Genomic DNA, 25,007 nt, shown 5'->3' on the forward strand with positions numbered 1-25,007 from the left:
CCCCGGCCGGGACGGTCAGCGGACCTGCTCCGCGAACGCCTCGTACGCCCGCTCGTCGAAGAGAACGAACCTGACCTCTTCGACCGTCGTCTCGGTGTCCCTGACCGTCTCCACGGCGACGCGGGCGGCCTCCTCCATCGGCCATCTGAAGACGCCGGTCGAGATGGCCGGAAACGCGACGGTCCGCGCGCCCAGTTTGTCCGCCACCTGGAGGGACTCCCGGTAGCAGGAGGCGAGGAGCGAGGGGTCGCTGCCGGGGCCCTGCCACACGGGGCCGACCGTGTGGATCACCCACTGCGCGTCCAGCGCGCCGGCCGTGGTGGCGACTGCTCGTCCGGTGGCCAGGCCCTTGCCGTAGCGGGAGGCGCGGAGCTTGCGGCACTCGGCGAGGATGGCGGGACCGCCCCGGCGGTGGATGGCCCCGTCGACGCCGCCCCCGCCGAGCAGCGAGGAGTTCGCCGCGTTGACGATGGCGTCGACGCTCTGCCGGGTGATGTCGCCCTGCACCAGGGTGATCGTGGTCATGACTGCCTCAGTCTTCTCCATACCGCCTTCGCCGCGTTGTGCCCCGACATGCCGTGGACGCCGGGGCCCGGCGGGGTGGCCGAGGAGCAGATGAAGACGGCGGGGTGCGGGGTGCTGTACGGGAAGAGGGAGATCTTGGGGCGCAGGAGGAGCTGGAGCCCGGAGGCGGCGCCGGAGCCGATGTCACCACCCACGTAGTTCGCGTTGCGTGCGGCCAGTTCGGGCGGGCCCGCCGTCGCCCGGGCGAGGACGCGGTCGCGGAAGCCCGGCGCGAAGCGCTCCAGCTGGCGCTCGATCGCGTCCGTGAGGTCCCCGGTCCAGCCGTTCGGAACGTGCCCGTACGCCCAGAAGACCTGCTTGCCCTTGGGTGCCCGGGAGGGGTCGACGACACTGGGCTGCACGGTGATCAGGAACGGCGCGTCGGGCGCCCGGCCCTCGCGGGAGGCCGCCCGCAGTGCGGTGCTGATCTCCGCACGGCTGGCCCCGAGCTGGACGGTCCCGGCGGTGCGCGCCTCCTTCGCCGTCCACGGCACGGGTCCGTCGAGCGCGTAGTCGATCTTGAAGACGCCCGCTCCGTACCGGTACCGCTCGTAGTAGCGGCCGAAGCCGGCGATCCGGGAGAGCGCGGTGGGCGAGGTGTCGAAGACGTAGGCGCGCGCGGGCGGCAGGTCGTCGAGGCGCTTGACCTCGTAGTCGGTGTGGACGCCGCCGCCGAGGTCCTTCAGATACGCGGTGAGCGCGTCGGAGATCGACTGGGAGCCGCCCCGGGCGACGGGCCAGCCGCGGGCGTGTGCGGCGAGGGCGAAGACCAGGCCCACGGCGCCGGTCGCGATCCCGTCGAGCGGGGCCATGACATGGGCGACGAGGCCGGCGAACAGCGCCTTGGCCCGCTCGTCGCGGAAGCGGCGCATCAGCCAGGTCGAGGGCGGCAGTCCGGCGAGGCCGAAGCGGGCGAGGGTGACCGGGTCGCGGGGCAGCGCGGTCAGGGGCAGCGACATGAAATCGTGGGCCAGCGTGTCCCACTTGGGGAGGAACGGCGTGACCAGGCGCCGGTACGCACCGGCGTCGCGCGGCCCGAACGAGGCGGCCGTCTCCGCCACCGACCGCGAGAGCACCGCCGCCGTGCCGTCCGGGAACGGGTGCGCCATCGGAAACTCCGCGTGCAGCCACTCCAGGCCGTACCGCTCCAGGGGCATCGCCCTGAACGCCGGGGAGTTGATGCCCAGCGGATGCGCCGCCGAACACGGGTCGTGCCTGAAGCCGGGCAGCGTCAGCTCTTCGGTGCGGGCTCCGCCGCCCACGGTGTCCCGCGCCTCGAACACGGCCACGGAGAAGCCCCGGCGGGCCAGCTCCACGGCAGCCGTCAGTCCGTTCGGCCCCGCACCCACCACGACCACATCGAGCATCGACGGCACCTTCGGACTCCTTTGTCAGCCGATGGCAACTGGGATCAGGATATGCCGGAGGATCGACAGCCTTGACGGCGCGGGCGGTTGCGGTGCCGCCGGAGGACAACCGCCCCCGGCGAACAGGCTCCGGCCCCCTCGGCACTCAGACTCCGGCCGCCCCCGGTGGGACAGCTCCAGCCCCGCTCGCCGCTCAGGCTCCGCCGCCCCCGGCACTCAGGCTCCGGACGCCAGGAGCCCGACCACCCTGCGGGCCGTCGCCTCGTCCCGGGCCGCCGTGAACGGCAGTGTGTTGCCCCCGGTGATACGGAACGGCTCACCCGCGAGCGTCAGGTGGGCGCCGCCCGCCTCCTCGACCAGCAGCAGGCCCGCCGCGTGGTCCCAGGCGGCTTCCCAGGAGAAGGCCGTGGCGTCCAACTCCCCGCGGGCCACCGCCAGATACTCCAGGCCCGCCGAGCCGCACGGGCGGGTGACGACTCCCTCGGTGCGCAGGGCGAGCAGGGCGTGCTTCTGGTCGTCCGTGGTGTAGTCCGGGTGCGAGGTGGCGATGTCGAGGTCGCGGCCGGGCACGGGCGAACCCGCCCGCAGGGGCGCACCGTCGAGGACGGCGCCCCGGCCGCGTATCGCGGTGGCGAACTCGTCGCGCGCGGGAGCGAACGTCCAGGACGCGTGCACGACGCCGTCCAGCGCGAGGGCGACCAGCATGCAGAATCCGGGGTCGCCGTGGACGAACTGCCGTGTCCCGTCGACCGGGTCGACGATCCAGACCGGCGCGGAGCCGCGTATCGCCTCATAGGTCGCCGGGTTGGCGTGCACCGCCTCCTCGCCGACCACGACCGAGCCCGGCAGCAGCGCGGTGAGGGTCTCGGTGAGGTACGCCTCGGCCAGCCGGTCGGCGTCCGTCACCAGATCGTGCGGGCCGGTCTTCTGGTCGATCTCGTGCGCGGCGAGCTGCCGGAAGCGCGGCAGGACCTCGGCGGCGGCCGCCTGCCGGACCACTTCTTCGACGTCGGAGGTGCGGTGGGTGAGAAACTCGTCGATGGTTTCGATGTCCAGGATCATGCCTCCATGACAGCACGCGCCTCTGACAATCCTCACCGAGCGGGTGCACTCCGGGTGGAATACCCATGAATTCCCGGAGCCGACGGCTACGCAGAGTGCGCGCACACCCCGCATACCGCGACCATGCAACACGCCTGGTTACGTCACGACGCCGCGTGCTGGGTCAGCGCCCCACCGCGTACCCCTGCATCCCCCGCGGGTTCGCCGCCGCCGACAGCACGCCCGTCTCCGGATCCCGTGCCACCGCGCACAGCCGGCCCTCGGACCAGGCATCGCCGACCTGGACGTCGTGGCCGCGGCGGCGCAGCTCCTCGACGACCGCGGCGTCCATGCGGGCCTCGACGGTGACGCTGCCGGGGTGCATTCCGCGCGGGTAGAAGGAGCCGGGGAAGCTGTCGTTGTGCCAGTTCGGCTCGTCGATCGCGCCCTGGAGGTCGAGGCCTCCGCGCACCTCGGCGCGCAGGGCCACGGAGAGGAAGAAGTGGGTCTGCCACTGGTCCTGCTGGTCGCCGCCCGGTGTGCCGAAGGCCATGACCGGCACCCCGTCGCGCAGCGCGAGCGAGGGGGTCAGGGTGGTGCGCGGACGGCGGCCCGGCGTCAGGGAGTTGGGCAGCCCTTCGTCCAGCCAGGCCATCTGGAGCCGGGTGCCGAGCGGGAAGCCCAGCTCGGGGACCACCGGGTTGGACTGCAGCCAGCCGCCGCTGGGCGTCGCGGCGACCATGTTGCCCCAGCGGTCGACGATGTCGAGGTGGCAGGTGTCCCCGCGGGTACCGCCGTCCGGCGCCACCTCGCGGTCCGCGAGGCTACCGCCGCCCGGAGCCACCCCGGGATCCGCGACACCCCTGACCACGCCGGGATCCGCGACACCCGTGGCCACCCCGGGATCCGCGACACCCGTGGCCACCCCGGGATCCGCGACACCCGTGGCCACCCCGGGATCCGCGACACCCGTGGCCACCCCGGGGCCCGCGGCAGCCCGGGCCACCGTGGGTTCACCAGCCCCCGGCACCGCGAGCGCGTCGAAGCCCAGCTCCCCCGCGGCCACCACGCGCGCGTGCCCACTCATCCGCGGCACCCGCCCCCCGGGGCTGCCGGGGCACAGCTCGTACGACGCCTTGTCCCCGACGAGCGCGCGCCGGGCGGTGTTGTACGACTCCGAGAGCAGCACCTCGAGCGGCACCTCGGCCGCGTCCCCGTACCAGGCCTCCCGGTCGGCCATCGCGAGCTTGCAGCCCTCGATCAGCAGGTGGACGTACTCGGCGGAGCCGTACCGCGGCAGTTCCGGCGGCAGCAGCGCCAACTGCTGGAGCAGCACCGGGCCCTGGCTCCAGGGGCCCGCCTTGCACAGGGTCCAGCCACGCCAGTCGTACGTCGCCGGGGCCTCGTAGCTCGCGGACCAGGAGGCCAGATCGGTGGTCGTCAGGGTGCCGGTGTGGCGCTCGCCGCTGGTGTCCAGGGTGGGACGCCGTGCCTGGCGTACGAGTGCCTCGGCAATGAACCCGGAACGCCACACGTTCCGCGCGGCCTCGATCTGCGCCACCCGGTCGGCCTCCTCGGAGACCTCCGCGAGCAGCCGTCGCCAGGTGTCGGCGAGGGCGGGATTGCGGAACAGCTCGCCGGGCCGCGGAGCCCTGCCGCCCGGCAGATACACCTCGGCCGAGGACGTCCACTCCGTCTCGAAGAGCTCGCGCACGGTCTCCACCGTCTCGCCGACACGCTCCACGGGCGCGTGCCCGTCCTCGGCGTACCCGATGGCGTACTTCAGGACGTCGGCCAGGGACTTCGTGCCGTGGTCGCGCAGGAGCAGCATCCAGGCATCGAAGGCGCCTGGTACGGCGGCGGCGAGCGGCCCGGTGCCGGGTACGAGATCCAGACCGAGTCCCCTGTAGTGGGCGATCGTCGCTCCGGCGGGCGCCACGCCCTGCCCGCACAGCACCCGCACCTCGCCGCCCGCGGGGGCGAGGATGATCGGGACCTCGCCCGCGGGTCCGTTGAGGTGTGGCTCGACGACGTGCAGGACGAAACCGGCGGCGACCGCGGCGTCGTAGGCGTTGCCGCCGTCCTCCAGGACGGCCATCGCCGACTGGGAAGCGAGCCAGTGCGTCGAGGACACCATGCCGAAGGTGCCCTGGAGCGTCGGTCGGGTCGTGAACATGCCGTGCCACCTCGCTGAGCCGAACGATCAACCTCGCTCTCGACTATGGCACTTGCGGCTCCCCGGAGGACAGGGCACGCGGGCACCGCGGGCACCCCGCCCGCAATGACCGGAATCATTCATCCAGGGTCGGCGTTGGTGCTCTTGAAGCGGACAACGGAGGCGGATCGGTGCACGGTGAGTACAAGGTCCCCGGCGGCAAGCTCGTCGTGGTGGATCTGGACGTAGCGGACGGAGTGCTGTGCCGCGCGCGCGTGGCGGGCGATTTCTTCCTCGAACCGGACGAGGCGCTGGACGCCGTCAACCACGCGCTGAACGGCGCCCCCGCGGACACCGACGCGGCAGGACTGGCCGCCCGTATCGACACGGCGCTCCCGGAAGGCACGGTGATGTACGGCCTGTCCTCGGAGGGCATCGCCATCGCCGTCCGCAGGGCCCTCGCGCACGCCACCGACTGGACCGACTACGACTGGCAGCTGATCCACGAGGGCCCCCAGTCCCCCGCGCTGCACATGGCCCTGGACGAGGTCCTGACCGCCGAGGTCGCCGCGGGTCACCGCCCGCCGACGCTGCGCGTGTGGGAGTGGGCCGCACCCGCCGTGATCATCGGCAGCTTCCAGTCGCTGCGCAACGAGGTCGACCCGGCAGGCGCCGAGCGACACGGCATCGAGGTCGTACGGCGGATCTCCGGCGGCGGCGCGATGTTCGTGGAACCGGGCAACACCATCACGTACTCGCTCTCCGTGCCCGAGGCCCTCGTCCAGGGGCTGTCCTTCCAGGACAGCTACGCGTACCTCGACGACTGGGTGCTCGGCGCGCTCGGTGACATGGGCATCAAGGCCTGGTATCAGCCGCTGAACGACATCGCCACCGAGGCCGGCAAGGTCGCGGGCGCCGCGCAGAAGCGGATGGTCGGCCCGGGCGGCGGTCCCGGCGCGGTGCTCCACCACGTGACCATGGCGTACGACATCGACGCCGCCAAGATGCTCGAAGTACTGCGCATCGGCCGGGAGAAGCTCTCCGACAAGGGCACGCGGAGCGCGAAGAAGCGGGTGGATCCGCTGCGCCGGCAGACCGGCCTGGCGCGCGAGGCGGTCATCGAGCGGATGATCGACTCCTTCCGCGGCCGGTACGGCCTCACGGACGGCAAGGTGACACCGGAGGAACTGGCGCGCGCCGAGGACCTGGCGCGGACGAAGTTCGGGTCGCCGGACTGGACGAGCCGGGTGCCGTAGGCGGGGGCCGGGTAGATCATCGCCTTCAGGAGGCCGAATTCGGGGCAGGGGCCCACGGATGCGTACCGAGTATGTTCTCCGGGCCGATGTCGAGGGGCCATTCAGGGCGTACGTTCACTGCGCCCCGCACCTTGTCCGGCGCGACGCGGAGGTACGTGCCGTCCTCGGCCGCCATCCGCCACACCAGCCCCGCCTCGGCGGTCTCGCCCGGTCCGAGGGTGAAGGGCTCGGGGCCGGAGTCCTCCGACGCCATGGGCACGCCCTTCGTCCCTTCGATCGTGCGCACGCCCGGAATCGGGTCGCCCGCCTCGTCCAGGACGCTGACGGAGGGGTAGCCGTTCAGCTCGTACGGCTGCTCGCCGCAGTTGGTCACGGAGAGCGTCATGACCCGCAGCCCCATGGCCCCGTCGATGGGACCGGCAGCGAAACGCAGACCGGATGACGGGCAGCCGCTCACCGGCTGGACCGATACCGAGGGCGCGGACGAGGGCGTCGCGGACACGGGCGGTGGCGCGGCCCGGGTCTCCGAAGGCGTGGGCGTCCGTTCGGGGTTGAGTTCGCGGTCCAGCTCGGCGGAGAACCCGCACCCGCTCGCGGTCAGCGCCAGCAGACAGGCGAGGACGGCACCACGGGTCGGCTTCAGACGTATCGCGATCACCCGCCGATGATGGCATGCGGCCTCGACGCGAGCCGTGAAGCGGCGAAGCGGCGAACCTCACGACTTCCCGTATTGCAGAGGCAGTTGGGCGCAGCCTGCGAACCCGCCCACCGCACGCCACGTCGGCGCACGCACAGGTGACGAGCCCCACAGTCCCTCGACAGTGAGTCACTGTCACCGCACAGGCACAGAGCGAGTTCGCACTTCCGCCCCACAGGGACTCGTGTGACACTGGCGTCCCCGTCCGCAGTGCGGGCCACCTCCGCACCGTCCCCCACGAGAAGTGCGCCGTGAGTTCTCTTCCTTTGCCGCTCGCTCTCGCCGCGCGCCTGCTGCCGGTCGCCTTGCTCGCCTCGGCGGGTTGGGCGTTGACGTCCGGTCCGCTTGCCGCGACCCCGACCGCCGCTGCGGACAAATCGTCGCAAAAGCCCACGGATTCGGCGTCCGCACCCTCGACGTCCGCGGCCACAAAAACGTACGCCGCGTCCCCCGCGCCCTGCGTCAGCGTGACCGAAAAGACGATCAAGGCGCTGGTCCCGGGTGCCAAGACGGCCGGTCAGGAGATCGCGTCGACCGACAAGTCGGTCCGCCGCACCTGCTCCTGGAACGCGCTGAAGGGGTTCGACTACCGCTGGCTCGACGTCTCGTACGAGATCAAGGAGTCGGACGCGGCGGCGGAGACGTCCTACAAGGAGCGCGTCGCTGACAAGAGCGGCGGAGGGGCCGTCCCCGGCGTCGGCGACACGGCCTACTCCGTCGTGAACCTCACCTCCGAGGACAAGCAGGACACCCGCGAGGGAGTGGTGGTCGTCCGCGCGTCCAACGCCGTGATTGTCATCACGTACAACGGCAGCGACTTCGAGACGAAGAAGTCACCCAGCGCGGATGTGATCAACAAGGGGGCCATCAGTGCCGCCAAGGACGCGGTGGCGGCACTGGAGAAGACACAGCAGAGCTGACCCGTCAGACACAGCCGAGCCGACTCTCAAGGCCGTCAAAGCGCGGTCGATCCGACCCTCAAAGCCGTCAAAGCGCAGTCGATCCGACCCTCAAAGCCGTCAAGCAGCAACCGAGCTGACCCGTGAAGCCGTCAGAACACAGCCGAGCCGACGCTAAAAGCCGTCAAAGCACAGCGGGGCCGACCGTCACCAAAGGGGCCAGCCCCGCCCAAGTGCCTCTGAATCAGACAGCCACCTTCCGCCGGCCGCGCGCCAGCATCAGCGACAGATACAGCACCATCGACGTGCCGAGACCGACCGCCCAGCCGTAGTCGGCCAGCGACTCAAGGGCCGGAATGGGCCGCCCGTCGATCAGCGGATGGAAGTCGGCGCCGCCGATGGCCAGCACACCGCCGGTGACGAAGGCGACGACGGCCCGCCAGTTCCAGCCGCCGTCGTACCAGTAGCGGCCGCCCGTGCTGTACAGGTCGGCGAGGTCGAGCTTGGTGCGGCGCAGGATCCAGTAGTCGGCGATGAGGATGCCCGCGACCGTGCCGAGCAGACCGCCGACCAGGCCGAGCCAGGTGAAGATGTAGCCCTGCGGGTCGGAGTACAGCTTCCACGGGAAGATCAGTACGCCGAGGACACAGGTCGCCAAGGCACCGGCGCGGAAACTGATCTTCTTGGGCGCGATGTTGGAGAAGTCGAAGGCCGGTGAGACCAGGTTGGCCGCGACGTTCACCGACAGGGTCGCGACGAGCACGGTGACCAGCGCGAAGATGATGCCGAAGACGTTGTCCGTCTTGGCGGCCAGCTGGACCGGGTTCCAGATCGGCTCGCCGTACACCGCCTGCGAGCCCGAGGTGACCATCACGGACAGGAACGCGAAGAGCGTCATGGTGGTGGGCAGACCGAGCGCCTGGCCCCAGGTCTGGGCCCTCTGACTCTTCCCGTACCTGGTGAAGTCCGGAATGTTCAGCGACAGCGTGGACCAGAAGCCGATGACACCCATGAGGGCGGGGGCGAACACCTTCCAGAAGTCCGCGCCCCAGCCGAGCTTGGACGGCTGGTCGAGCAGCGGGCCGAAGCCGCCCGCCTTGTCGCTCATCCACCACAGCATCACGCCCGCGCCGACGAGCACGAAGGGCGCCGCCCAGTTCTCGAAGCGGCGGATCGTCTCCATACCCCGGTAGATGATGGCGACCTGGATCACCCAGAAGATCGCGAAGGACAGCCACATGGTCCAGGCGTAGCCGCCGACCTGGCCGGCATTGGCCCAACTGTCACCGAAGAGCTTCCCGGCGAGGAAGAAGATCGCCTCGCCGCCGATCCAGGTCTGGATGCCGAACCAGCCGCAGGCCACCAACGCCCGTACGACAGCCGGCAGGTTGGCACCGCGGACGCCGAAGGAGGCGCGGGCGAAGACCGGGAAGGGAATTCCGTACTTGGGACCCGCATGCCCGGTGAGCAGCATCGGGACGAGCACGATCAGGTTGGCCAGGCCGATGGTGAAAAGGACCTGCTTCCAGTCCATGCCCGCCTCGATCAGACCGGAGGCCAGGGTCCAGGAAGCGATGTTGTGGGCCATGCCCACCCAGAGCGCCGAGAAGTTGTACGTGGTCCAGGTCCGCTTCTCGATCGGAACCGGCAGCAGGTCCTCGTTGGCATAGGGACCGCTGGGCACGGGCGCGCCGGGGGCTATCTCCACCCGGCCGTCCGGGAGAGTGACTTGGGCGGCGGGCGGCGGACTGTCGGTGGGGACGGTCTCGGTCATGGGCAGGCCAATCAAGTGAGGAGTGACGGGAAAGGCCGTGCGGGGCGACTTGGGGGGCGCGGGGAGCGCCCTGATCCCCTTCCCGGGACGGCGGGAAGCGGGAAGGGGAGAACAAGGGGGGATCCGCAAGGACCCCCGTGCTACTGACCGTTGACGGCCGGGATGACCTTCGTCCCGTACGCGTCGATGGTGGCCTCCTGCGCGTCGTGCATGTCGTACACCGCGAACTGGTCGACGCCCAGGGCGCGCAGTGCGTTCAGCTTCTCGATGTGCCGCTCGGGTGTGCCGATCAGACAGAACCGGTCGACGATCTCGTCGGGCACGAACTTGGTGTCGGGGTTGTCGCTGCGGCCGTGGTGCGAGTAGTCGTAACCCTCACGGGCCTTGATGTACTCGGTGAGTTCGTCGGGTACGGCGGCGGAGTGCTCGCCGTACTTGGAGACGAGGTCGGCGACGTGGTTGCCGACCATGCCGCCGAACCAGCGGCACTGTTCGCGGGCGTGGGCGAGCGCCTCGGGTGAGTCGTCCTCGGTGATGTACGCGGGCGCCGCCACGCAGATCTTGACCTCGGACGGGTCACGGCCCGCGCCGATGGCCGCGTCCTTCACCGCCTTGACCATGTACTCGGTGAGGTACAGATCGGCAAGCTGGAGAATGAACCCGTCGGCCTCCTCGCCGGTCATCTTCAGGGCCTTGGGCCCGTACGCGGCCATCCAGACCGGGAGTTCGGCGCCCGGCCTGACCCAGGGGAACTTGATGACGGTGCCGCCGAGGTCGGCCTCGTCGCCACGTGCGAGGGCTCGGATGACCTTCATGGCACCGCTGATCCGGGCGAGCGTGTTGGGCTTGCGTCCGGCGACGCGCATCGCGGAGTCGCCGCGTCCGATGCCGCACACCGTGCGGTTGCCGTACATGTCGTTGAGGGTCGCGAAGGTGGAGGCGGTGACCTCCCAGGTGCGGGTGCCCGGGTTGGTGACCATCGGACCGACCGTCAGCTTCTCGGTGTTCGCGAGGATCTGACTGTAGATCACGAAGGGTTCCTGCCACAGCACGGCGGAGTCGAAGGTCCAGCCGTACGTGAAGCCGTTGCCCTCGGCCCGCTTCATCAGGTCGATGACGCGGGAGGCAGGGGGGTCTGTCTGCAGGACGAGTCCGAAGTCCATGGCGCCACTCCTGGTCGCTCGGAGAAGGTACGGAGAAGGTTCAGAGAAGGTACTGGCAGGTGGAGCGGGGGGTGTAGACGCCGTGGCCCGCGCGTCCGGTGAACTCCCGCTCGGTGATGACGTGTTCGCCGCGCGAGAGCACCGTCTCGACCCGGCCGGTGAGCCGCTTGCCCTCGTACGCCGAGTAGTCGACGTTCATGTGGTGTGTCTCGGCCGACAGGACCTGCTCGGCGTGCGGGTCGTAGATGACGATGTCGGCGTCGGCGCCCGGCGCGATGGTGCCCTTCTTCGGGTACAGGCCGAACATCCGGGCCGGGGTCGCGCAGGCGATCTCGATCCAGCGGCGGCGCGAGATGTGCCCGTCGACGACGGCCTGGTGGAGCAGGTCCATCCGGTTCTCGACGCCCGGCAGCCCGTTGGGAATCTTCGAGAAGTCGCCGCGGCCGAGCTCCTTCTGGCCCACGAAGCAGAAGGGGCAGTGGTCGGTGGAGACGACCTGGAGGTCGTTCGTACGCAGCCCGCGCCACAGAGCGGCCTGGTGCTGCTTGGGCCGAAGTGGCGTACTGCAGACGTACTTCGCGCCCTCGAAGTCGGGCTCGGCCAGGTTGTCCGTGGACAGGAAGAGGTACTGCGGACAGGTCTCGCCGAAGACGTTCAGGCCCTCGTCGCGCGCCCGTGCCAGCTCGGCGACCGCCTCCTGCGCCGAGACGTGCACGACGTACAGCGGCGCCCCGGCCACCTGCGCGAGCTTGATGGCACGGTGGGTAGCCTCGGCCTCGAGGAGCGCCTTCCGCACTTCGCCGTGGAAGCGGGGATCGGTCTCCCCTCGCGCAAGCGCCTGCTCCACCAGCACGTCGATCGCGATGCCGTTCTCCGCGTGCATCATGATCAGGCCGCCGTTCTCGGCGGAGCGCTGCATGGCGCGCAGGATCTGGCCGTCGTCGCTGTAGAAGACGCCTGGGTAGGCCATGAACTGCTTGAAGGAGGTGACGCCCTCCTCGACCAGCAGGTCCATCTCCTTGAGCGTCTCCTGGTTGACGTCGGAGACGATCATGTGGAAGGCGTAGTCGATGGCGCACTTGCCGTCCGCCTTGGCGTTCCAGGCGTCGAGGCCCTCGCGCAGCGAGTGGCCCACGCTCTGCACCGCGAAGTCGATGATGGTGGTGGTGCCGCCCCAGGCCGCGGCCCGGGTGCCCGTCTCGAAGGTGTCGGAGGCGAAGGTGCCGCCGAAGGGCAGCTCCATGTGGGTGTGTGCGTCGACGCCGCCAGGGATGACGTACTTGCCGGTGGCGTCTATGGTCCGCTCGGCCGTCCACGCGTCGGCCGCCGGGGTGCCGGTGGCGGCGAGAGCGGCGATCCGGCCGTCCTCGATCAGGACGTCGGCATGGATCTCGTCGGACGCGGTGACGACGAGGCCACCACGGATGACGGTACGGCTCATGCTCCCTCTCCTTCCGGTCGTACGTGCACTGGGGGAACACCGAAGCTGTCGAGAACCGAGATCAACGCTGTTCCCTGGTACGGAAATTGGTCCCGCGGGCCCGGCCCCCCGTGAGCCGGGCCCGCGGAGTTCGACGCGGCTACGGAGCCGTCAGCGGCCCGTACGCCCCGGGAGCGCGGTCCCGGTAGAACTGCCACCGGTCGCGCACCTCGCGGAGCTTGGCCAGGTTCAGGTCCCGGACGACGAGCTCCGTCTCCTTGTCGCCGGCCACCTCGCCGACGAACTGGGCTTCCGGGTCCACGAAGTAGGAGGTCCCGTAGAAGTCGTTGTCGCCGTACTCCTCGACGCCCACCCGGTTGATCGCGCCCACGAAGTACTCGTTGGCGACGGCCGCGGCCGGCTGCTCCAGCTGCCACAGGTACCCGGACAGACCGCGCGAGGTGGCCGAGGGGTTGAAGACGATCTCGGCGCCCGCGAGGCCCAGCGCACGCCAGCCCTCCGGGAAGTGCCGGTCGTAGCAGATGTAGACACCGACCTTCCCGACGGCGGTGTCGAAGACCGGCCAGCCCGAGTTGCCCGGGCGGAAGTAGAACTTCTCCCAGAATCCCTCCACTTGGGGGATGTGGGTCTTGCGGTACTTGCCCAGGTAGGAGCCGTCGGCGTCGATCACCGCCGCCGTGTTGTACAGGACGCCGGGCTGCTCCTCCTCGTACATCGGCAGGACGAGGACGATGCCCAGTTCCCTGGCCAGCGCCTGGAAGCGCTGGACGATCGGGCCTCCGGGGATCTGTTCGGCGTACTCGTAGAACGCCTTGTCCTGGACCTGGCAGAAGTACGGCCCGTAGAACAGCTCCTGGAAGCACAGGACTTGGGCCCCCTGCGCGGCGGCGTCGCGGGCCGCCTGCTCGTGGACCTGGATCATCGATTCCTTGTCGCCGGTCCACGCGGTCTGGAAGACGGCGGCTCGGATCACTCTGCTCATCGGGACCTCCGGTCATCGCTCGGTGTGCGAGGAGCCTAGGAAGTCCTGGAGCCGGGTTTGAGTTGCACCGTGTCACGTCTGAAGTGCTCTGCCGTTCCACGGTGTCACCTCCTCGTAGTCCCATGTTTCACCTGAGCCGTGCGATGTTTCATCGTTGTTGCGCGTCGTGCGCGAGAAGCGCGATGTGTACGGAGGCGGCCTGCTCGAAGTCGTCGAGGTCGACGCCGAGGCGGGCCTCTATCGCCTCCAGACGGCGGTACAGCGCGGGCCTGCTGACGTGGTGCAGCTGTGCCGTGCGGGACTTGTTGCGGCCGGTCGCGAGATACGTCCGCAGCACGGGCAGCAGCTCCGACTCGGCGTCGGCGCCGCACAGCAGGCCGTCCAGCTCCCGTTCGGCGAAGGACTGCACGTCCGGGTCGTCCCGCAACAGCCGTACCAGGCCGCGCAGATGGACGTCCCGCAGCCGCAGGAGCACCGGCCGCTCCTGGTCGGCGGGGGCGTCGGCGGCGGCCTCGACGACGTGCAGCGCCTCACGCAGGCCCGCGGGCACGTCGTCCCATGCCGTACGGGGGGACGCGGCGGCCACGGTCGTGGGCGCCCCGCTCTCGTGCCGCAGCCGTACGGCGAAGTGCGTGGCCAGCGCCTCCGCGTCCTGGTCCCGGGCGAGGCTGAGCAGCACGGCGGTGGCCCCGTCCGCGAGCTCGGCGACCAGCCCCGGAAGCCCCAACAGGCGCAGCAGACGGTCGAGTTCAGTCGGGTCACCGTCACGCACCACCAGCGGAACGAACGCTCGCCGGTTGACGGGCAGCCCGGCGGCCCGGGCCCGTGGCAGCAACTGCCGGGCCGGTACGACACCGCTCACCAGGTCGGTCAGCAGGCTCTGCGCGGACTGCTCCTCCCAGGTGTGCACGGAGCCGGAGAGCATCCGGTGCAGGACGAGGGCCTCGGCGGCCCGGTCGGCGAGCAGCCGCCCGGTGGCGGCGTCACCGCGGTACCCGCACAGCACGATGCGGCCCCACCGCTCCCCCCGTCCGCCCAGTTCGGCCCTGATCCACCCGTCGCCCTCGCTGCCGCCCGCCTGCCGGGAGATGCGCTCCCAGTCACGCAGCACGTCGTCCACGGCGGACCGCTCCCCGGCAGTTGCGAGGACCCGGTGGGCGACGTTGGTGACGACGACGGGACAGGCGGCGTGCCCGGCGATCTCGTCGAGCATCCGCTGCAGCGGAGCGCCCGAGGTGATGAGTCCGGTCAGCGCCGTCCGTACGGCCTCGGAGAGACTCACAGCCGCGAACTTGCTTCTGACCAGCCGGGATTGGACCTCTTCGGTCAACTCGGCGAAGGGGAAGGGCCGGTGGAGCACCACCATCGGCAGCCCGCACCGCTCGGCCGCCCTGCGCATCACGTCCGGCGGCGTGGGGAAGGCCCGGCCGAGTCCGAGGACGACGGCCGCGGCCTCCGCCCGGTGCAGCGAACGGATGTACTCGGCCTGCGCCTCCACGTCGCCGGCGAGCAACACCCCGGTGGTGAGCACCATTTCACCGCCCGTGAGCATCACACCGACGTCGGCGGCCTCGGCGACATGCACCCAGCGCACGGCCCGGTCGAGCTGGCTCGCCCCGGCCACCACCTCGGGCTCTCCGGCGAGCACCCGGTCCAGGTTGAGGACCTGGCGTACCGAAAGCGCGGGTTCCAAGGCGGTGGTCATGGCGACGTTCCCTTACTCGGTCCTACGGGGTGATACACCTCAGCGCGCGCTCCAGGATCGCCGCGCCCTCCTCCGCCTCCGCGACGGTGAGGGTCAGCGGCGGCGCGATCCGCAGCACGCTGGTGTTGTGACCGCCGCCCTTGCCGATCAACAGGCCTTCGTCCCGGGCCGCTTCGAGCACGGCCGCGGCTCCTTCGGGATGAGCCTCATCCGTGCCGGGCTTGACCAGCTCGACGCCGATCATCAGTCCACGGCCGCGGACCTCCCGTACGCCGTCCACCTGCGCGGTGATCGCCCGCAGCCGCTCGATGAGCAGACCGCCGACGCGCCGGGCGTTGCCCTGGAGGTCGTGTTCGAGGAGGTACGTGAGGTTCGCGAGCCCCGCCGCCATCGTGACCGGCGAGCCGCCGAAGGTCGAGATGGAGTTGGAGTCGAGGCAGTTCATGATCTCGGCGCGCGCCACGACACCGCCGACGGACATGCCGTTACCGATGCCCTTGGCGAAGGTGAGCATGTCGGGCGGGCCGGCATCCGCGTGCGCCTGCCAGCCCCAGAAGTGCTCGCCCGTACGCCCCCAGCCGGTCTGCACCTCGTCGGCGATCCAGAGGATGCCGCGCCGGTCCAGGACCTCGCGGAAGGCCGCGAACAGACCGTCGGGCGGCGCCGTGAAACCGCCGACGCCCTGGACGGGCTCCGCGATCAGGGCCGCCGGCGGCCGCACGTGACCGAGCAGGTCCTCCAGGTCGGCGACACAGGCCGCGATGAACTCGGCGTCGCTGAGATGCGCGTACGGGCCGCGGGTGCGGACGCCGCCATGGACGTACAGCGTCTGGAGCGGTGAGAGCGAGGTCGGGGACCAGCCCTTGTTGCCGGTGATGCCGACCGTGGTGAACGAGCGGCCGTGGTAGCTGTTGCGCATCGCCAGGATCTGGTTGCTTTTCCGGTACGCCGTGGCGAGCAGCAGGGCCGTGTCGTTGGCCTCCGTGCCGGAGGTGGTGAAGAAGACGCGGGCGTCCGGGATGCCGGACAACTGGGCGATCCGCTCGGCCAGTTCGACCATCGGACGGTTGAGATAGAGGGTCGAGGAGTGGATGATCCGCCCGGCCTGCTCGCTCACCGCCTTCGTCACCTCGGGCAGCGCGTGCGCCGTCATGGTGGTGAGGATGCCGCCGAAGAAGTCGAGGTACTTCTTGCCCTTGGCGTCCCAGACGTGCCGGCCCTCGCCGTGGGTGATCTCGATCGGGTCCTCGTAGTAGAGGGCGAGCCACTCGGGCAGCACGGCCTTGTGGCGCGCGTACAGGTCGGTCACGGCTGCACCAGCCCCTCGTAGGCGTCGGGACGCCGGTCGCGGTAGAACGCCCACTGTTGGCGCACTTCGTCGATCAGGTCGAAGTCGAGGTCGCGGACGACGAGTTCCTCGGTCTTGTCGCTCGCCGTCTCGCCGACGAACTGGCCGCGCGGGTCGACGAAGTACGAGGTTCCGTAGAAGTCGTTGTCGCCGTATTCCTCTTCGCCGACCCGGTTGATCGCGGCGATGAAGTACTCGTTGGCGACGGCCGCGGCGGGCTGCTCCAGCTGCCAGAGGTAGGAGGAGAGGCCGCGGGAGGTCGCCGACGGGTTGTAGACGAGCTGGGCGCCGTTGAGGCCGAGCTGACGCCAGCCCTCGGGGAAGTGACGGTCGTAGCAGATGTAGACGCCGACGCGGCCCACCGCGGTGTCGAAGACGGGCCAGCCCAGGTTCCCCGGTTTGAAGTAGTACTTCTCCCAGAAGCCCTTGACCTGGGGGATGTGGTGCTTGCGGTACTTGCCGAGGTAGCTGCCGTCGGCGTCGATCACCGCCGCGGTGTTGAAGTAGAAGCCGGACTGCTCGACCTCGAAGACGGGCACGACGATGACCATGCCGGTCTCCCGGGCGAGCTCCTGCATACGCGTGACGGTGGGCCCGTCCGGCACCGGCTCCGCCCAGGCGTAGTGCTCGGGCTCCTGGACCTGGCAGAAGTAAGGGGCGTTGAAGACTTCCTGGAAGCCGATGATCTTGGCGCCCTGCCGGGCCGCCTCGCGGGCGTGCTCCTCGTGCTTGGCGACCATGGATGCGGTGTCGCCGGTCCAGGTGGCCTGGACGAGAGCGGCGCGTACGACGTTGGCCATGAGCTGCTCCTTCGACAGGGACGTCAGAGAGCTTCTACGCCCGTAGACAAAGGCGGTAGAGGCTCGAAAGTAAGCCCACTGAACAGCCTTGCCAAGACCATCGTCGTTAACCCGCTGAGTCGATCACGTTTCGCACCTCTTGTGGGTGAGCGCGCGCGACCGCTCAGGTGGTGAACCCGGCGACGCGGAGGGCGTGCACGAGATCCCGGTGGCGCTCCTCGGAGACCCCCTTGGCGGCCTCCAGGAGGAGTGGCACCAGCCGCTGCGGGTCCGATTCCACGCTGCGGGCGGTCTCCTCCGGGGTGCGCATCCGTACGTACGCGCCGAGGAGAGCGCGGGCCTCCCGGTGGCGGCCCTCCTCCGCGAGGCCCAGTACGGCGGCGCCGATCTCCGGCGCGGGGCGGGCGACGCCCTGGCGCAGCAGTTGCTGCCCGTCGGCCGTGCGGCCCGCCGCGACGAGCGCGTCCGCGGCGGAGACCAGCCGGTCGGCGGGCAGTGAGGCGGCCTCCCACAGCAGGGTGGCCCAGTCGGCGTCGAGGCCCGCGCGGTGCAGCTCGGCGGCGAGCAGCGGGAAGCGGGGGGCCGGCCAGTACGCGGCCTCCACGAGGAGGGCGTGCGCCTCACCGCTGCGGTGCTCGCTCCGGAGCCGGAGGAGCGCCCGCACGGTCTCGACGGTCTCCTGGCGTGCCTCGTCGTCCAGCGGGACCCGCTGTGGCTGCACCGCTTCCTTCTGAGTGGCGGCTCCGGCGAAACGGGCCCCACGGGGGGTACGGCCGCCTTTCGCGGCCGGGGTGGGCGCGGCGGGCGCCACCGTCTCGGGAGCGCCCGAGGGGCCCGTCTCCGCCTCCGGCTCCATCATTCCGGCGAAGCGCGCGCTGCCTCGGGAGCGGCGCTTCGAGCGTTGCTTGGTGGCGGGGGGCGTGCGGTCCTCGGCGGGGGGCTGGGGGCCGTCGGACTGTGCGCCGGGCGTGTGAGTGCCCTCGGGTTGCCCGGCGGGGGCGTACGCGCCGTCGCGGTCGCGGTGCGCGTCAGGGGCGTGCATGCCGTCGTCGCGGGGAGCCGTGGGTGCGTACGCGCCGTCGCGGTCGCGGTGCGCGTCAGGCGCGTGCGTGCCGCCGTCGCGGGGAGCCGTGGGTGCGTACGCGCCGTCGCGGTCTCGGTGCGCGTCAGGCGCGTGCATGCCGCCGTCGCGGGGAGCGGTGGGTGCGTACGCGCCGTCGCGCCGGCTGTGCGCGCCGGGGCTTGAGCCGTCGGCGAGGTACGCGCCTTCACGCCGGGCGCGCGGGGCGTACTCCGGGGCGTACTCGTCCGGATACGCCCCGGCAGCGGTGTTCGAGGTGGGGCGCGCGGTGCCCGGGGAGGGCGCCCCCGGGATCGCCCAGTCGTCCGGCATCCCGTCGTCCGCCATCCCCGTGTCGGGCATTCTCGTGTCGGGCATTCTCGTGCCGGGCACCCCATCGTCCGCGGACGGCGACCGCGGGCCCGACTGCTCGGGGACCCTCGCGCGACGGCGGGCCGCCCGGCCCGGGCCCAGCCCCCCGCGGCTCGCCTCGGCCGACTGGTCCGCAGCGCCCTCCCCGGCAGTGGCGCCATCGGACGGCTCCGCCCCGTCCTCGGGCTCCCACATCCCGAGGTTCGGTGCGTTCCGGGAGTGCGGCTGGAGCGCGCTCCGGTCGATGTCGTCCATGCGGCGGCGGATCTCCGCGCAGCGGGCGGTCGCCCGTTCGTGGTCGTCGTGGGCCCAGGCGAGGTCGAGGCGGATCGAGTCGGCCTCCTCCTGCGAGGCGGCCGAGCGGAGCAGCCGGCCCAGCTCCGCCTGGCGCTCCGCGGCGTAGCGCTGTTCGCGGAGGACGACATCGAGACGGTCAGTGAGGGCGTCGCGGCCGCCCGGCCTGGCGTCGTACGCGGCGAGCGAGGCGCCGTGCAGGGCGCGGGCCCGCTCGGTCTCGCGGGCGGCGGCGCGGTCGCCGTACTCAGCCGCGACGTCCTGGAGGAGCGCCTCCACGACGTCCCAGGGCGGCACCTCCCACCCGCCCAGGCAGGCCCGCATACCGTCGGGATCGCGCTGCCAGAACACTCCGCACCAGCCGCCGCCCTGGTCGAGCCGTTCCATCAGCGTGTTCAGAAACCTTGCGAACTCCCCCACCTGAACCGGGAGTTGTTCCACAGCCATCACACAACTCCCGCGAGAATGGAGTGCTCTGATCCGGTAGAAAACACCCTCCGTGTTACGGAACGGCTACGAGTAGTTTTCGGACCGGACGCAGAGTCCTGTGACCCCACCGGGAGTTGAGGTGATCCGGCGGGGAGTCGGGGGCCCTCACAGGCCCGACGACAGCCAACCCGGTCACATCGCGGCCAGCAACGCGCACTCTCCCGCGAGGTCGTCCATGGACAGCCCGAGCGCCCGCGCGAGCGCCGCCACGGTGAAGAAGGCGGGGGTGGGGGCCCGCCCGGTCTCGATCTTGCGCAGGGTCTCGGCAGAGATCCCGGCATGGGCGGCGACCTGAGCCATGCTCCGGCCGCCGCGGGCTTCACGCAGCAGACGCCCGAGCCGCTCGCCGCGTTCACGCTCTTCGGGGGTCAAGGGGTTACGGACCATGACCGCATTCTAATACCGGTATAGTAATTGGCATGGTGGAACTGAAGACGGACACATCGATCGACGAGATGTACGAGGCGGGCCAGGTCGTGGGCCGGGCCCTGACGGCAGTGCGGGAGGCCGCCGACGTGGGGGTCTCGCTGCTGGAACTGGACGAGATCGCGCACCAGGTCCTGCGCGACGCGGGGGCGAGTTCCCCCTTCCTCGGCTACCGCCCCTCGTTCGCGACGACTCCGTTCCCGGCGGTCATCTGCGCGTCCGTGAACAACGCGATCGTGCACGGCATCCCGACCGGCTACCGGCTGCGCGACGGCGACCTGGTCTCCATGGACTTCGGTGCCGAACTGGGCGGCTGGGTGGGCGACTCGGCGATCAGCTTCACCGTCGGAACGCCGCGCGCCGCCGACGTACGCCTCATCGAGGCCACCGAGCGCGCCCTCGCGGCGGGCATCGCGGCCGCCGTGGTCGGCAACCGCATCGGGGACATCGCGCACGCCATCGGCACCGTGTGCCGCGCCGCGGGGTACGGCATCCCGCAGGGCTTCGGCGGCCACGGCATCGGCCGCCACATGCACGAGGACCCGTCCGTCCCGAACGAGGGCCGCCCCGGCCGCGGCTTCCCGCTCCGCCACGGCATGGCCCTCGCCATCGAGCCCATGCTCATCGGCGGCGGCACCGACGGCTACCACGAGGCCCCCGACGGCTGGACCCTCCGCACGAACGACGGCTCCCGCGCGGCCCACGCGGAACACACCGTGGCGATCACGGACTCGGGCCCGCGCATCCTGACGGCACGCTGACCCACGTCCGGTGAGGCGGACGACCGGGCCGTCCGCCTCCTCGCCGCTACGACGCCGGGCGCACCACCATCGCCGAACCGCCGCCCCGCCGTACCGTCTCCGCCGCCGCGAGCCACTGTCCGTTGGGCAGCCGCTGTACGCCGGTCGCGGCGCCGATCTCCGGGTTCTGCCGGAAGGCCTGTCCGACGGACTCGAGCTGGGCCTTCAACGGACTGTTCCACAGGCCAGGTTCGAGTTCGGTGGTGGTCTGGTTGCGCTGGCTGGCGCGCGGCGCCGCGATCGCGTCCACCAGCGGAAGGCCCCTGTCCACGAACTCCGTCAGGGTCTGCAGCACGGTCGTGATGATGGTCGCGCCGCCGGGCGAACCGAGCGCCACGACCGGCTTGTTGTGCTGGTCGAGGACGATCGTCGGCGAGATCGACGAGCGCGGCCGCTTGCCGGGACCCGGCAGGTTCGGGTCGGGCACACTCGGGCTCGCCGGGGTGAAGGAGAAGTCCGTCAGCTCGTTGTTGAGGATGAAGCCGCGACCCGGGACCGTGATTCCGCTGCCACCGGTCTGCTCGATGGTCAGGGTGTACGCGACGACGTTGCCCCACTTGTCGGCCACCGTCAGGTGCGTGGTGTTCTCGCCCTCGTACGTCGTCGGGGCCGCCTCTCCGGCCGTCGAGCAGGCCGCCGGGTTCCGCGGGTCACCCGGCGCGAGCGGGCTCGTCAGGGTCGCGTCGTCCTTGATCAGGCACTCGCGCGAGTCGGCGTACTTCTGCGACAGCAGTTCCTTCGTCGGTACGTCCTCGAAGGCGGGGTCGCCCACCCAGCGCCCCCGGTCCGCGAACGCGATCCGGCTCGCCTCGATGTAGCGGTGCAGGTACTCGGCTTCGCTCGCCTTCGAAAGGTCGGTCTTCTCAAGGATGTTGAGCGCCTCGCCGACCGTGGTGCCGCCCGAGGAGGACGGGGCGATCGAGTAGACGTTCAGACCGCGGTACGAGGTCTTCGTGGGCGCCTGCCGCTTGGCCTCGTACGCCGCGAGGTCGTCGAGGGACAGCTCACCCGGGCGGGCGTTGTAGCCGGAACTCGGGTCCACCGGCGGGTTGTTCACGGTGTCGACGATCTCCTGGCCGAGTTCACCGTCGTAGATCTCCTCGACGCCCTTCCTGCCCAACTCCTGGTAGGTACGGGCCAGATCGGGGTTCTTGAAGGTCGAGCCGACCACCGGGAGCGCGCCGCCCGGAAGGAACAGCTCGGCGGTGTCCGGGAAGTTCTTGAACCGGGCCTGGTTGGACTCGGTCTGCGAGCGGAAGGTGGCGTCGACCGTGAAGCCGTCGCGCGCGAGGCGCTCAGCGGGCTTGAGCACGGTGCTCAGCCGCTCACTGCCCCAGCTGTCCAGTGCCGTCTGCCATGTCGCGGGCGTGCCCGGCGTACCCACGCCAAGGCCGCTGGTGACGGCGTCGGCGAAGGGGATCGGCTGCCCGTTCTCCAGGAACAGCCCGGAGTCGGCCGTCAGCGGCGCGGTCTCCCGGCCGTCGATGGTGTGCACCTTGCGGGACTTGGCGTCGTAGTAGACGAAGTAGCCGCCCCCGCCGATACCCGACGAGTAGGGCTCGGTGACACCGAGGGCCGCCGCCGTGGCGACCGCCGCGTCCACCGCGTTGCCGCCCTTCTTCAGCACCTCGATCCCGGCGGCGGAGGCGTCCGCGTCGACACTGGCGACCGCACCGCCGTACCCGACGGCGACCGGCACCTTCTCCGGGGCGGGCGCACCGCCTGTGGCGGACGGTGGCGCCGCTGCACCGACCGACACCACCGCGGCCGAAACCGCCAAGACCGCCAGATTCCGCACAACAGGGCGACGCATCCGTACCTCCAGTCAACAACTTTCCGCGCAGCGTAACTTCAGCACGGTGCTCACGTCAGGAACCCCTCGAACACCATTGCGCATTCCCGCTAGCATGCGCGCCCATGACTGACGACGTGCGCAACATCGTCCTTGGCGTGCTCGCCGCCGGCATCAGCGCCGCGCTCGGCTGGGTCGCACGGACCTATCTGTGGAAGCGCAAGCTCCGCCGCAAGCAGGCCTTCTTCGGGCTGCCCGCCAACTCCGAGTCGCTGCTGGTGGTCAACCGCGACGCGGGCAGCGCCGACCTCGCGGTGCACCGCTACGACGTGTTCGCACTCCTGGAACTCGCCGCGCTCATCAAGGACTGCGGCTCCAACGCCCAGGTGATCACTCATGAATCGGCCCGGCAGGGCTTCGGGGAGCGTACGGAGTTCTGCGTCGGCGGCCCCGGGTCGAACCGGCGCATGGCGGCCCATATGCAGGCCATGCTGCCCGGGGTACGCGTGAACACCGACCCTGAACCGGTCCCGGACCGGCTGGCGTTCCAGGTCGGCAGCGAGCGCTACCGCATGGAGAAGGGCGTGACCGAGTACGTGCTGCTCGCCCGGCTCACGGCCGGGCAGCCCGGCCTGTCCCGGCCCGTCTTCCTGTTCTGCGGCCAGCGCGCGATCACCAACCAGGCGGCCACCCGCTACCTGGCCCGCAACCACGAGCGACTGGCCCGCAAGCACGGCAACAACTCCTTCGTCCTCCTCCTGAAGGTCATCAACTCCCAGGCGTACGGCCCCGATGTCGTCGAGCTCGTCGCGGATGTGACGCGCGCGGCACAGGCCCCGCTGCCGGAGGCGACCGCGGCACGGAACTCGCACCGCGCCTCCTGAATTTCATCACCTTTCAACAATCGTTACTCGCGCGTAACTTACCGGCGGGTTACTTACGGTAAGCCGCCGAGGTTACTGTCGGGTCACTTTCCACCCGCACGTGTGAGGAGTGGCCCGTGGGACACCCGCGCAAAGCCCTGCGTACGACCGCCGCCGGCGTCGTCTCGGCGACCCTGATCGCCGGCACCACCCTCGGCCTGGCCCCCGCCGCCCAGGCCTCCTCCGGCACGGCGGGTGTCCGTTTCGTAGACATCACCGGAGACGGCGGCACCCTCCTCAAGGCCAACGTCGTCATGCCGGCGGGCGCCGCCGGCTCCCACGGTTACCCGCTCATCGTGCTGCCCACCAGCTGGGGCCTGCCCCAGGTCGAGTACCTCGCCCAGGCCCAGAAGCTGGCGGACTCCGGCTATGTGGTGGTCAGTTACAACGTCCGCGGCTTCTGGCAGTCCGGCGGGGAGATAGAAGTGGCGGGCCCACCGGACATGGCCGACGTGTCCAAGGTGATCGACTGGGCGCTCGCGAACACCCCGGCCGACGCCGGGAAGGTCGGCATGGCGGGCATGTCGTACGGCGCGGGCATCAGTCTGCTCGCCGCCGCACACGACAAGCGGATCAAGGCGGTTGCCTCGCTCAGCGGCTGGGCGGACCTGATCGAATCGATCTACTCGGGCCGCACCCAGCACGTCCAGGCAGCCGCCCTGCTGGACGGCGCCGGCACGCTCACCGGGCGCCCCAGCGCCGAACTCCAGCAGGTGTTCAAGGACTTCTTCGCCTCCGACCTCTCCAGGGAGCAGGAGATCATCGCCTGGGGGAAGAAACGTTCTCCCAACGCCTACGTCGACGAGATCAACGCAAACGGCGCCGCGATCATGATGGCCAACACCTGGGGCGACACGATCTTCCCGCCCAACGAATACGCCAGGTTCTTCGAGCAGTTGACCGGCCCGAAGCGCCTGGAGTTCCGCCCGGGCGACCACGCGACCGCCGAGATTCCCGGCCTCCTCGGGGTCCCCAACGACGTGTGGACCGACACCGGCCGCTGGTTCGACCACTACCTCAAGGGCGAGGACAACGGCATCGACGGCGAGCAGCCGGTCCAGCTCAAGTCCCGCTCCACCGGCGGCTACGAGGGCTACCCGGACTGGAAGTCGGTCGGCGCGACCACGCAGAAGATCGCCCTCGCGGGCACGACCACGATCCGCACGAACGTCGACTCGGGCGCGAACGGCGGAGTCATCTTCCTCTCCAGCATCCTCGACCAGCTCGCCCAGCTGCCCCCGACGGCGTCCATCCCGCTGCTCCCGCGCCGCTGGGCGGCCGTGTGGCAGTCGGAGAGGTACGGGAGCGCCCAACAGGTCCGCGGCACCGTCAAACTGCACACCACGGTCACCGGCACCAAGGAGAGCGGAACCCTCGTCGCGTACCTCTACGACGTGGGTCCGCTCGGCCTCGGCAAGCTGGTCAGCAACGCGCCGTACACCTTCCACGGGCAGACGCCCGACAAGCCGTTCGGCGTGGACCTGGAGCTGTTCTCCACGGCCTACGACGTCCCGGCAGGGCATCGGCTCGCCCTGGTCGTCGACACGGTGGACCCTCTCTACATCGAGCACAACCCGTCCGGCGCGCAGCTGACCTTCTCCTCGCCGGGGCACGACCCGTCGTATGTGTCCGTGCCCCTGCGCAAGCAGTGATCTCCGG

The 25,007-nt window shown here is 70.6% G+C and carries 20 protein-coding genes; 5 read left to right on the forward strand and 15 right to left on the reverse strand.

The window, feature by feature from the left end:
* Window positions 1–15 precede the first annotated feature (15 nt).
* From ACFVKT_RS37305 to ACFVKT_RS37320, 4 genes are all read right to left on the reverse strand, one after another.
* The gene (locus ACFVKT_RS37305; protein ID WP_385740408.1) at window positions 16–525 is read right to left on the reverse strand and encodes an O-acetyl-ADP-ribose deacetylase; all 510 of its coding nucleotides are present in this window, start codon (window positions 523–525) and stop codon (window positions 16–18) included.
* A complete protein-coding gene (locus tag ACFVKT_RS37310; protein WP_385740600.1) occupies window positions 522–1,931 on the reverse strand; it encodes a phytoene desaturase family protein in 1,410 nt (469 codons plus the stop codon). Before ACFVKT_RS37310 ends, ACFVKT_RS37305 begins: the two co-directional genes overlap by 4 nt.
* 216 nt (window positions 1,932–2,147) lie before the next feature.
* Complete coding sequence (locus ACFVKT_RS37315) at window positions 2,148–2,993, reverse strand: inositol monophosphatase family protein (protein WP_385740410.1); 846 nt, start codon at window positions 2,991–2,993, stop codon at window positions 2,148–2,150.
* A 163-nt stretch (window positions 2,994–3,156) separates the two neighbouring features.
* Entirely contained in the window at window positions 3,157–5,148 is a 1,992-nt protein-coding gene (locus ACFVKT_RS37320; RefSeq protein WP_385740413.1) for a gamma-glutamyltransferase family protein, read from the reverse strand.
* 170 nt (window positions 5,149–5,318) lie between these two features.
* On the opposite strand from ACFVKT_RS37320, the gene ACFVKT_RS37325 reads away from it, so the two are divergent.
* Complete coding sequence (locus ACFVKT_RS37325) at window positions 5,319–6,383, forward strand: biotin/lipoate A/B protein ligase family protein (RefSeq protein WP_385740416.1); 1,065 nt, start codon at window positions 5,319–5,321, stop codon at window positions 6,381–6,383.
* A 25-nt stretch (window positions 6,384–6,408) separates the two neighbouring features.
* Here the strand turns inward: ACFVKT_RS37325 and ACFVKT_RS37330 are convergent, their stop codons facing one another.
* A complete protein-coding gene (locus ACFVKT_RS37330; RefSeq protein WP_385740419.1) occupies window positions 6,409–7,041 on the reverse strand; it encodes a DUF4232 domain-containing protein in 633 nt (210 codons plus the stop codon).
* Between the two features lie 506 nt (window positions 7,042–7,547).
* On the opposite strand from ACFVKT_RS37330, the gene ACFVKT_RS37335 reads away from it, so the two are divergent.
* Window positions 7,548–8,000 (forward strand): hypothetical protein, encoded by a 453-nt coding sequence (locus ACFVKT_RS37335; protein ID WP_385740422.1) that lies wholly within the window; start codon window positions 7,548–7,550, stop codon window positions 7,998–8,000.
* 223 nt (window positions 8,001–8,223) lie between these two features.
* On the opposite strand, the gene ACFVKT_RS37340 is transcribed toward ACFVKT_RS37335, so the two are convergent.
* The 9 genes from ACFVKT_RS37340 to ACFVKT_RS37380 form a co-directional block, all read right to left on the reverse strand.
* Window positions 8,224–9,753, reverse strand: a complete 1,530-nt coding sequence (locus ACFVKT_RS37340; RefSeq protein ID WP_385740425.1) for an NCS1 family nucleobase:cation symporter-1 — start codon at window positions 9,751–9,753, stop codon at window positions 8,224–8,226.
* Between the two features lie 140 nt (window positions 9,754–9,893).
* On the reverse strand, window positions 9,894–10,916 hold the full coding sequence (locus ACFVKT_RS37345; RefSeq protein ID WP_385740428.1) for a TIGR03842 family LLM class F420-dependent oxidoreductase: 1,023 nt from the start codon (window positions 10,914–10,916) through the stop codon (window positions 9,894–9,896).
* Between the two features lie 40 nt (window positions 10,917–10,956).
* A complete protein-coding gene (hydA, locus tag ACFVKT_RS37350; RefSeq protein WP_385740431.1) occupies window positions 10,957–12,357 on the reverse strand; it encodes a dihydropyrimidinase in 1,401 nt (466 codons plus the stop codon).
* Window positions 12,358–12,496: 139 nt separating this feature from the next.
* The gene (locus tag ACFVKT_RS37355) at window positions 12,497–13,339 is read right to left on the reverse strand and encodes a nitrilase-related carbon-nitrogen hydrolase (protein ID WP_385740434.1); all 843 of its coding nucleotides are present in this window, start codon (window positions 13,337–13,339) and stop codon (window positions 12,497–12,499) included.
* A gap of 148 nt (window positions 13,340–13,487) precedes the next feature.
* Entirely contained in the window at window positions 13,488–15,044 is a 1,557-nt protein-coding gene (locus ACFVKT_RS37360; protein ID WP_385740437.1) for a PucR family transcriptional regulator, read from the reverse strand.
* Window positions 15,045–15,066: 22 nt separating this feature from the next.
* Entirely contained in the window at window positions 15,067–16,353 is a 1,287-nt protein-coding gene (locus ACFVKT_RS37365; RefSeq protein ID WP_385740440.1) for an aspartate aminotransferase family protein, read from the reverse strand.
* The gene (locus tag ACFVKT_RS37370; protein ID WP_385740443.1) at window positions 16,350–17,192 is read right to left on the reverse strand and encodes a nitrilase-related carbon-nitrogen hydrolase; all 843 of its coding nucleotides are present in this window, start codon (window positions 17,190–17,192) and stop codon (window positions 16,350–16,352) included. The genes ACFVKT_RS37365 and ACFVKT_RS37370 overlap by 4 nt, the downstream gene beginning before the upstream one ends.
* Before the next feature lie 163 nt (window positions 17,193–17,355).
* Complete coding sequence (locus tag ACFVKT_RS37375) at window positions 17,356–19,365, reverse strand: hypothetical protein (RefSeq protein WP_385740446.1); 2,010 nt, start codon at window positions 19,363–19,365, stop codon at window positions 17,356–17,358.
* Between the two features lie 174 nt (window positions 19,366–19,539).
* Window positions 19,540–19,794, reverse strand: a complete 255-nt coding sequence (locus ACFVKT_RS37380) for a helix-turn-helix domain-containing protein (RefSeq protein ID WP_385740449.1) — start codon at window positions 19,792–19,794, stop codon at window positions 19,540–19,542.
* Window positions 19,795–19,826: 32 nt separating this feature from the next.
* Here ACFVKT_RS37380 and map point away from each other — a divergent pair, with 32 nt between their 5' ends.
* Complete coding sequence (gene map / locus ACFVKT_RS37385; protein WP_385740452.1) at window positions 19,827–20,594, forward strand: type I methionyl aminopeptidase; 768 nt, start codon at window positions 19,827–19,829, stop codon at window positions 20,592–20,594.
* Between the two features lie 46 nt (window positions 20,595–20,640).
* Here map and ggt read toward each other — a convergent pair whose 3' ends face one another.
* The gene (gene ggt / locus ACFVKT_RS37390; protein WP_385740455.1) at window positions 20,641–22,446 is read right to left on the reverse strand and encodes a gamma-glutamyltransferase; all 1,806 of its coding nucleotides are present in this window, start codon (window positions 22,444–22,446) and stop codon (window positions 20,641–20,643) included.
* 104 nt (window positions 22,447–22,550) lie between these two features.
* Between ggt and ACFVKT_RS37395 the strand changes: the two genes are divergently transcribed.
* Window positions 22,551–23,309 carry a hypothetical protein gene (locus tag ACFVKT_RS37395; protein ID WP_385740458.1) on the forward strand — a complete coding sequence of 253 codons (759 nt, stop codon included), beginning with the start codon at window positions 22,551–22,553 and terminating at the stop codon, window positions 23,307–23,309.
* Window positions 23,310–23,425: 116 nt separating this feature from the next.
* Window positions 23,426–25,000 carry a CocE/NonD family hydrolase gene (locus ACFVKT_RS37400; protein ID WP_385740461.1) on the forward strand — a complete coding sequence of 525 codons (1,575 nt, stop codon included), beginning with the start codon at window positions 23,426–23,428 and terminating at the stop codon, window positions 24,998–25,000.
* Window positions 25,001–25,007: the final 7 nt, after the last annotated feature.

This window comes from Streptomyces sp. NPDC127595, assembly GCF_042671685.1.
Taxonomy (GTDB): domain Bacteria; phylum Actinomycetota; class Actinomycetes; order Streptomycetales; family Streptomycetaceae; genus Streptomyces.

Coding starts and splice junctions, on each gene's coding strand:
- ACFVKT_RS37380 (WP_385740449.1), bottom strand. CDS start 19,794: ATGGTCCGTAACCCCTTGACCCCCGAAGAGCGTGAACGCGGCGAGCGG.
- ACFVKT_RS37315 (WP_385740410.1), bottom strand. CDS start 2,993: ATGATCCTGGACATCGAAACCATCGACGAGTTTCTCACCCACCGCACC.
- ACFVKT_RS37305 (WP_385740408.1), bottom strand. CDS start 525: ATGACCACGATCACCCTGGTGCAGGGCGACATCACCCGGCAGAGCGTC.
- ACFVKT_RS37355 (WP_385740434.1), bottom strand. CDS start 13,339: ATGAGCAGAGTGATCCGAGCCGCCGTCTTCCAGACCGCGTGGACCGGC.
- ACFVKT_RS37345 (WP_385740428.1), bottom strand. CDS start 10,916: ATGGACTTCGGACTCGTCCTGCAGACAGACCCCCCTGCCTCCCGCGTC.
- ACFVKT_RS37360 (WP_385740437.1), bottom strand. CDS start 15,044: ATGACCACCGCCTTGGAACCCGCGCTTTCGGTACGCCAGGTCCTCAAC.
- ACFVKT_RS37370 (WP_385740443.1), bottom strand. CDS start 17,192: ATGGCCAACGTCGTACGCGCCGCTCTCGTCCAGGCCACCTGGACCGGC.
- ACFVKT_RS37320 (WP_385740413.1), bottom strand. CDS start 5,148: ATGTTCACGACCCGACCGACGCTCCAGGGCACCTTCGGCATGGTGTCC.
- map (WP_385740452.1), top strand. CDS start 19,827: ATGGTGGAACTGAAGACGGACACATCGATCGACGAGATGTACGAGGCG.
- ACFVKT_RS37310 (WP_385740600.1), bottom strand. CDS start 1,931: ATGCTCGATGTGGTCGTGGTGGGTGCGGGGCCGAACGGACTGACGGCT.
- ACFVKT_RS37340 (WP_385740425.1), bottom strand. CDS start 9,753: ATGACCGAGACCGTCCCCACCGACAGTCCGCCGCCCGCCGCCCAAGTC.
- ggt (WP_385740455.1), bottom strand. CDS start 22,446: ATGCGTCGCCCTGTTGTGCGGAATCTGGCGGTCTTGGCGGTTTCGGCC.
- ACFVKT_RS37395 (WP_385740458.1), top strand. CDS start 22,551: ATGACTGACGACGTGCGCAACATCGTCCTTGGCGTGCTCGCCGCCGGC.
- ACFVKT_RS37375 (WP_385740446.1), bottom strand. CDS start 19,365: ATGGCTGTGGAACAACTCCCGGTTCAGGTGGGGGAGTTCGCAAGGTTT.
- hydA (WP_385740431.1), bottom strand. CDS start 12,357: ATGAGCCGTACCGTCATCCGTGGTGGCCTCGTCGTCACCGCGTCCGAC.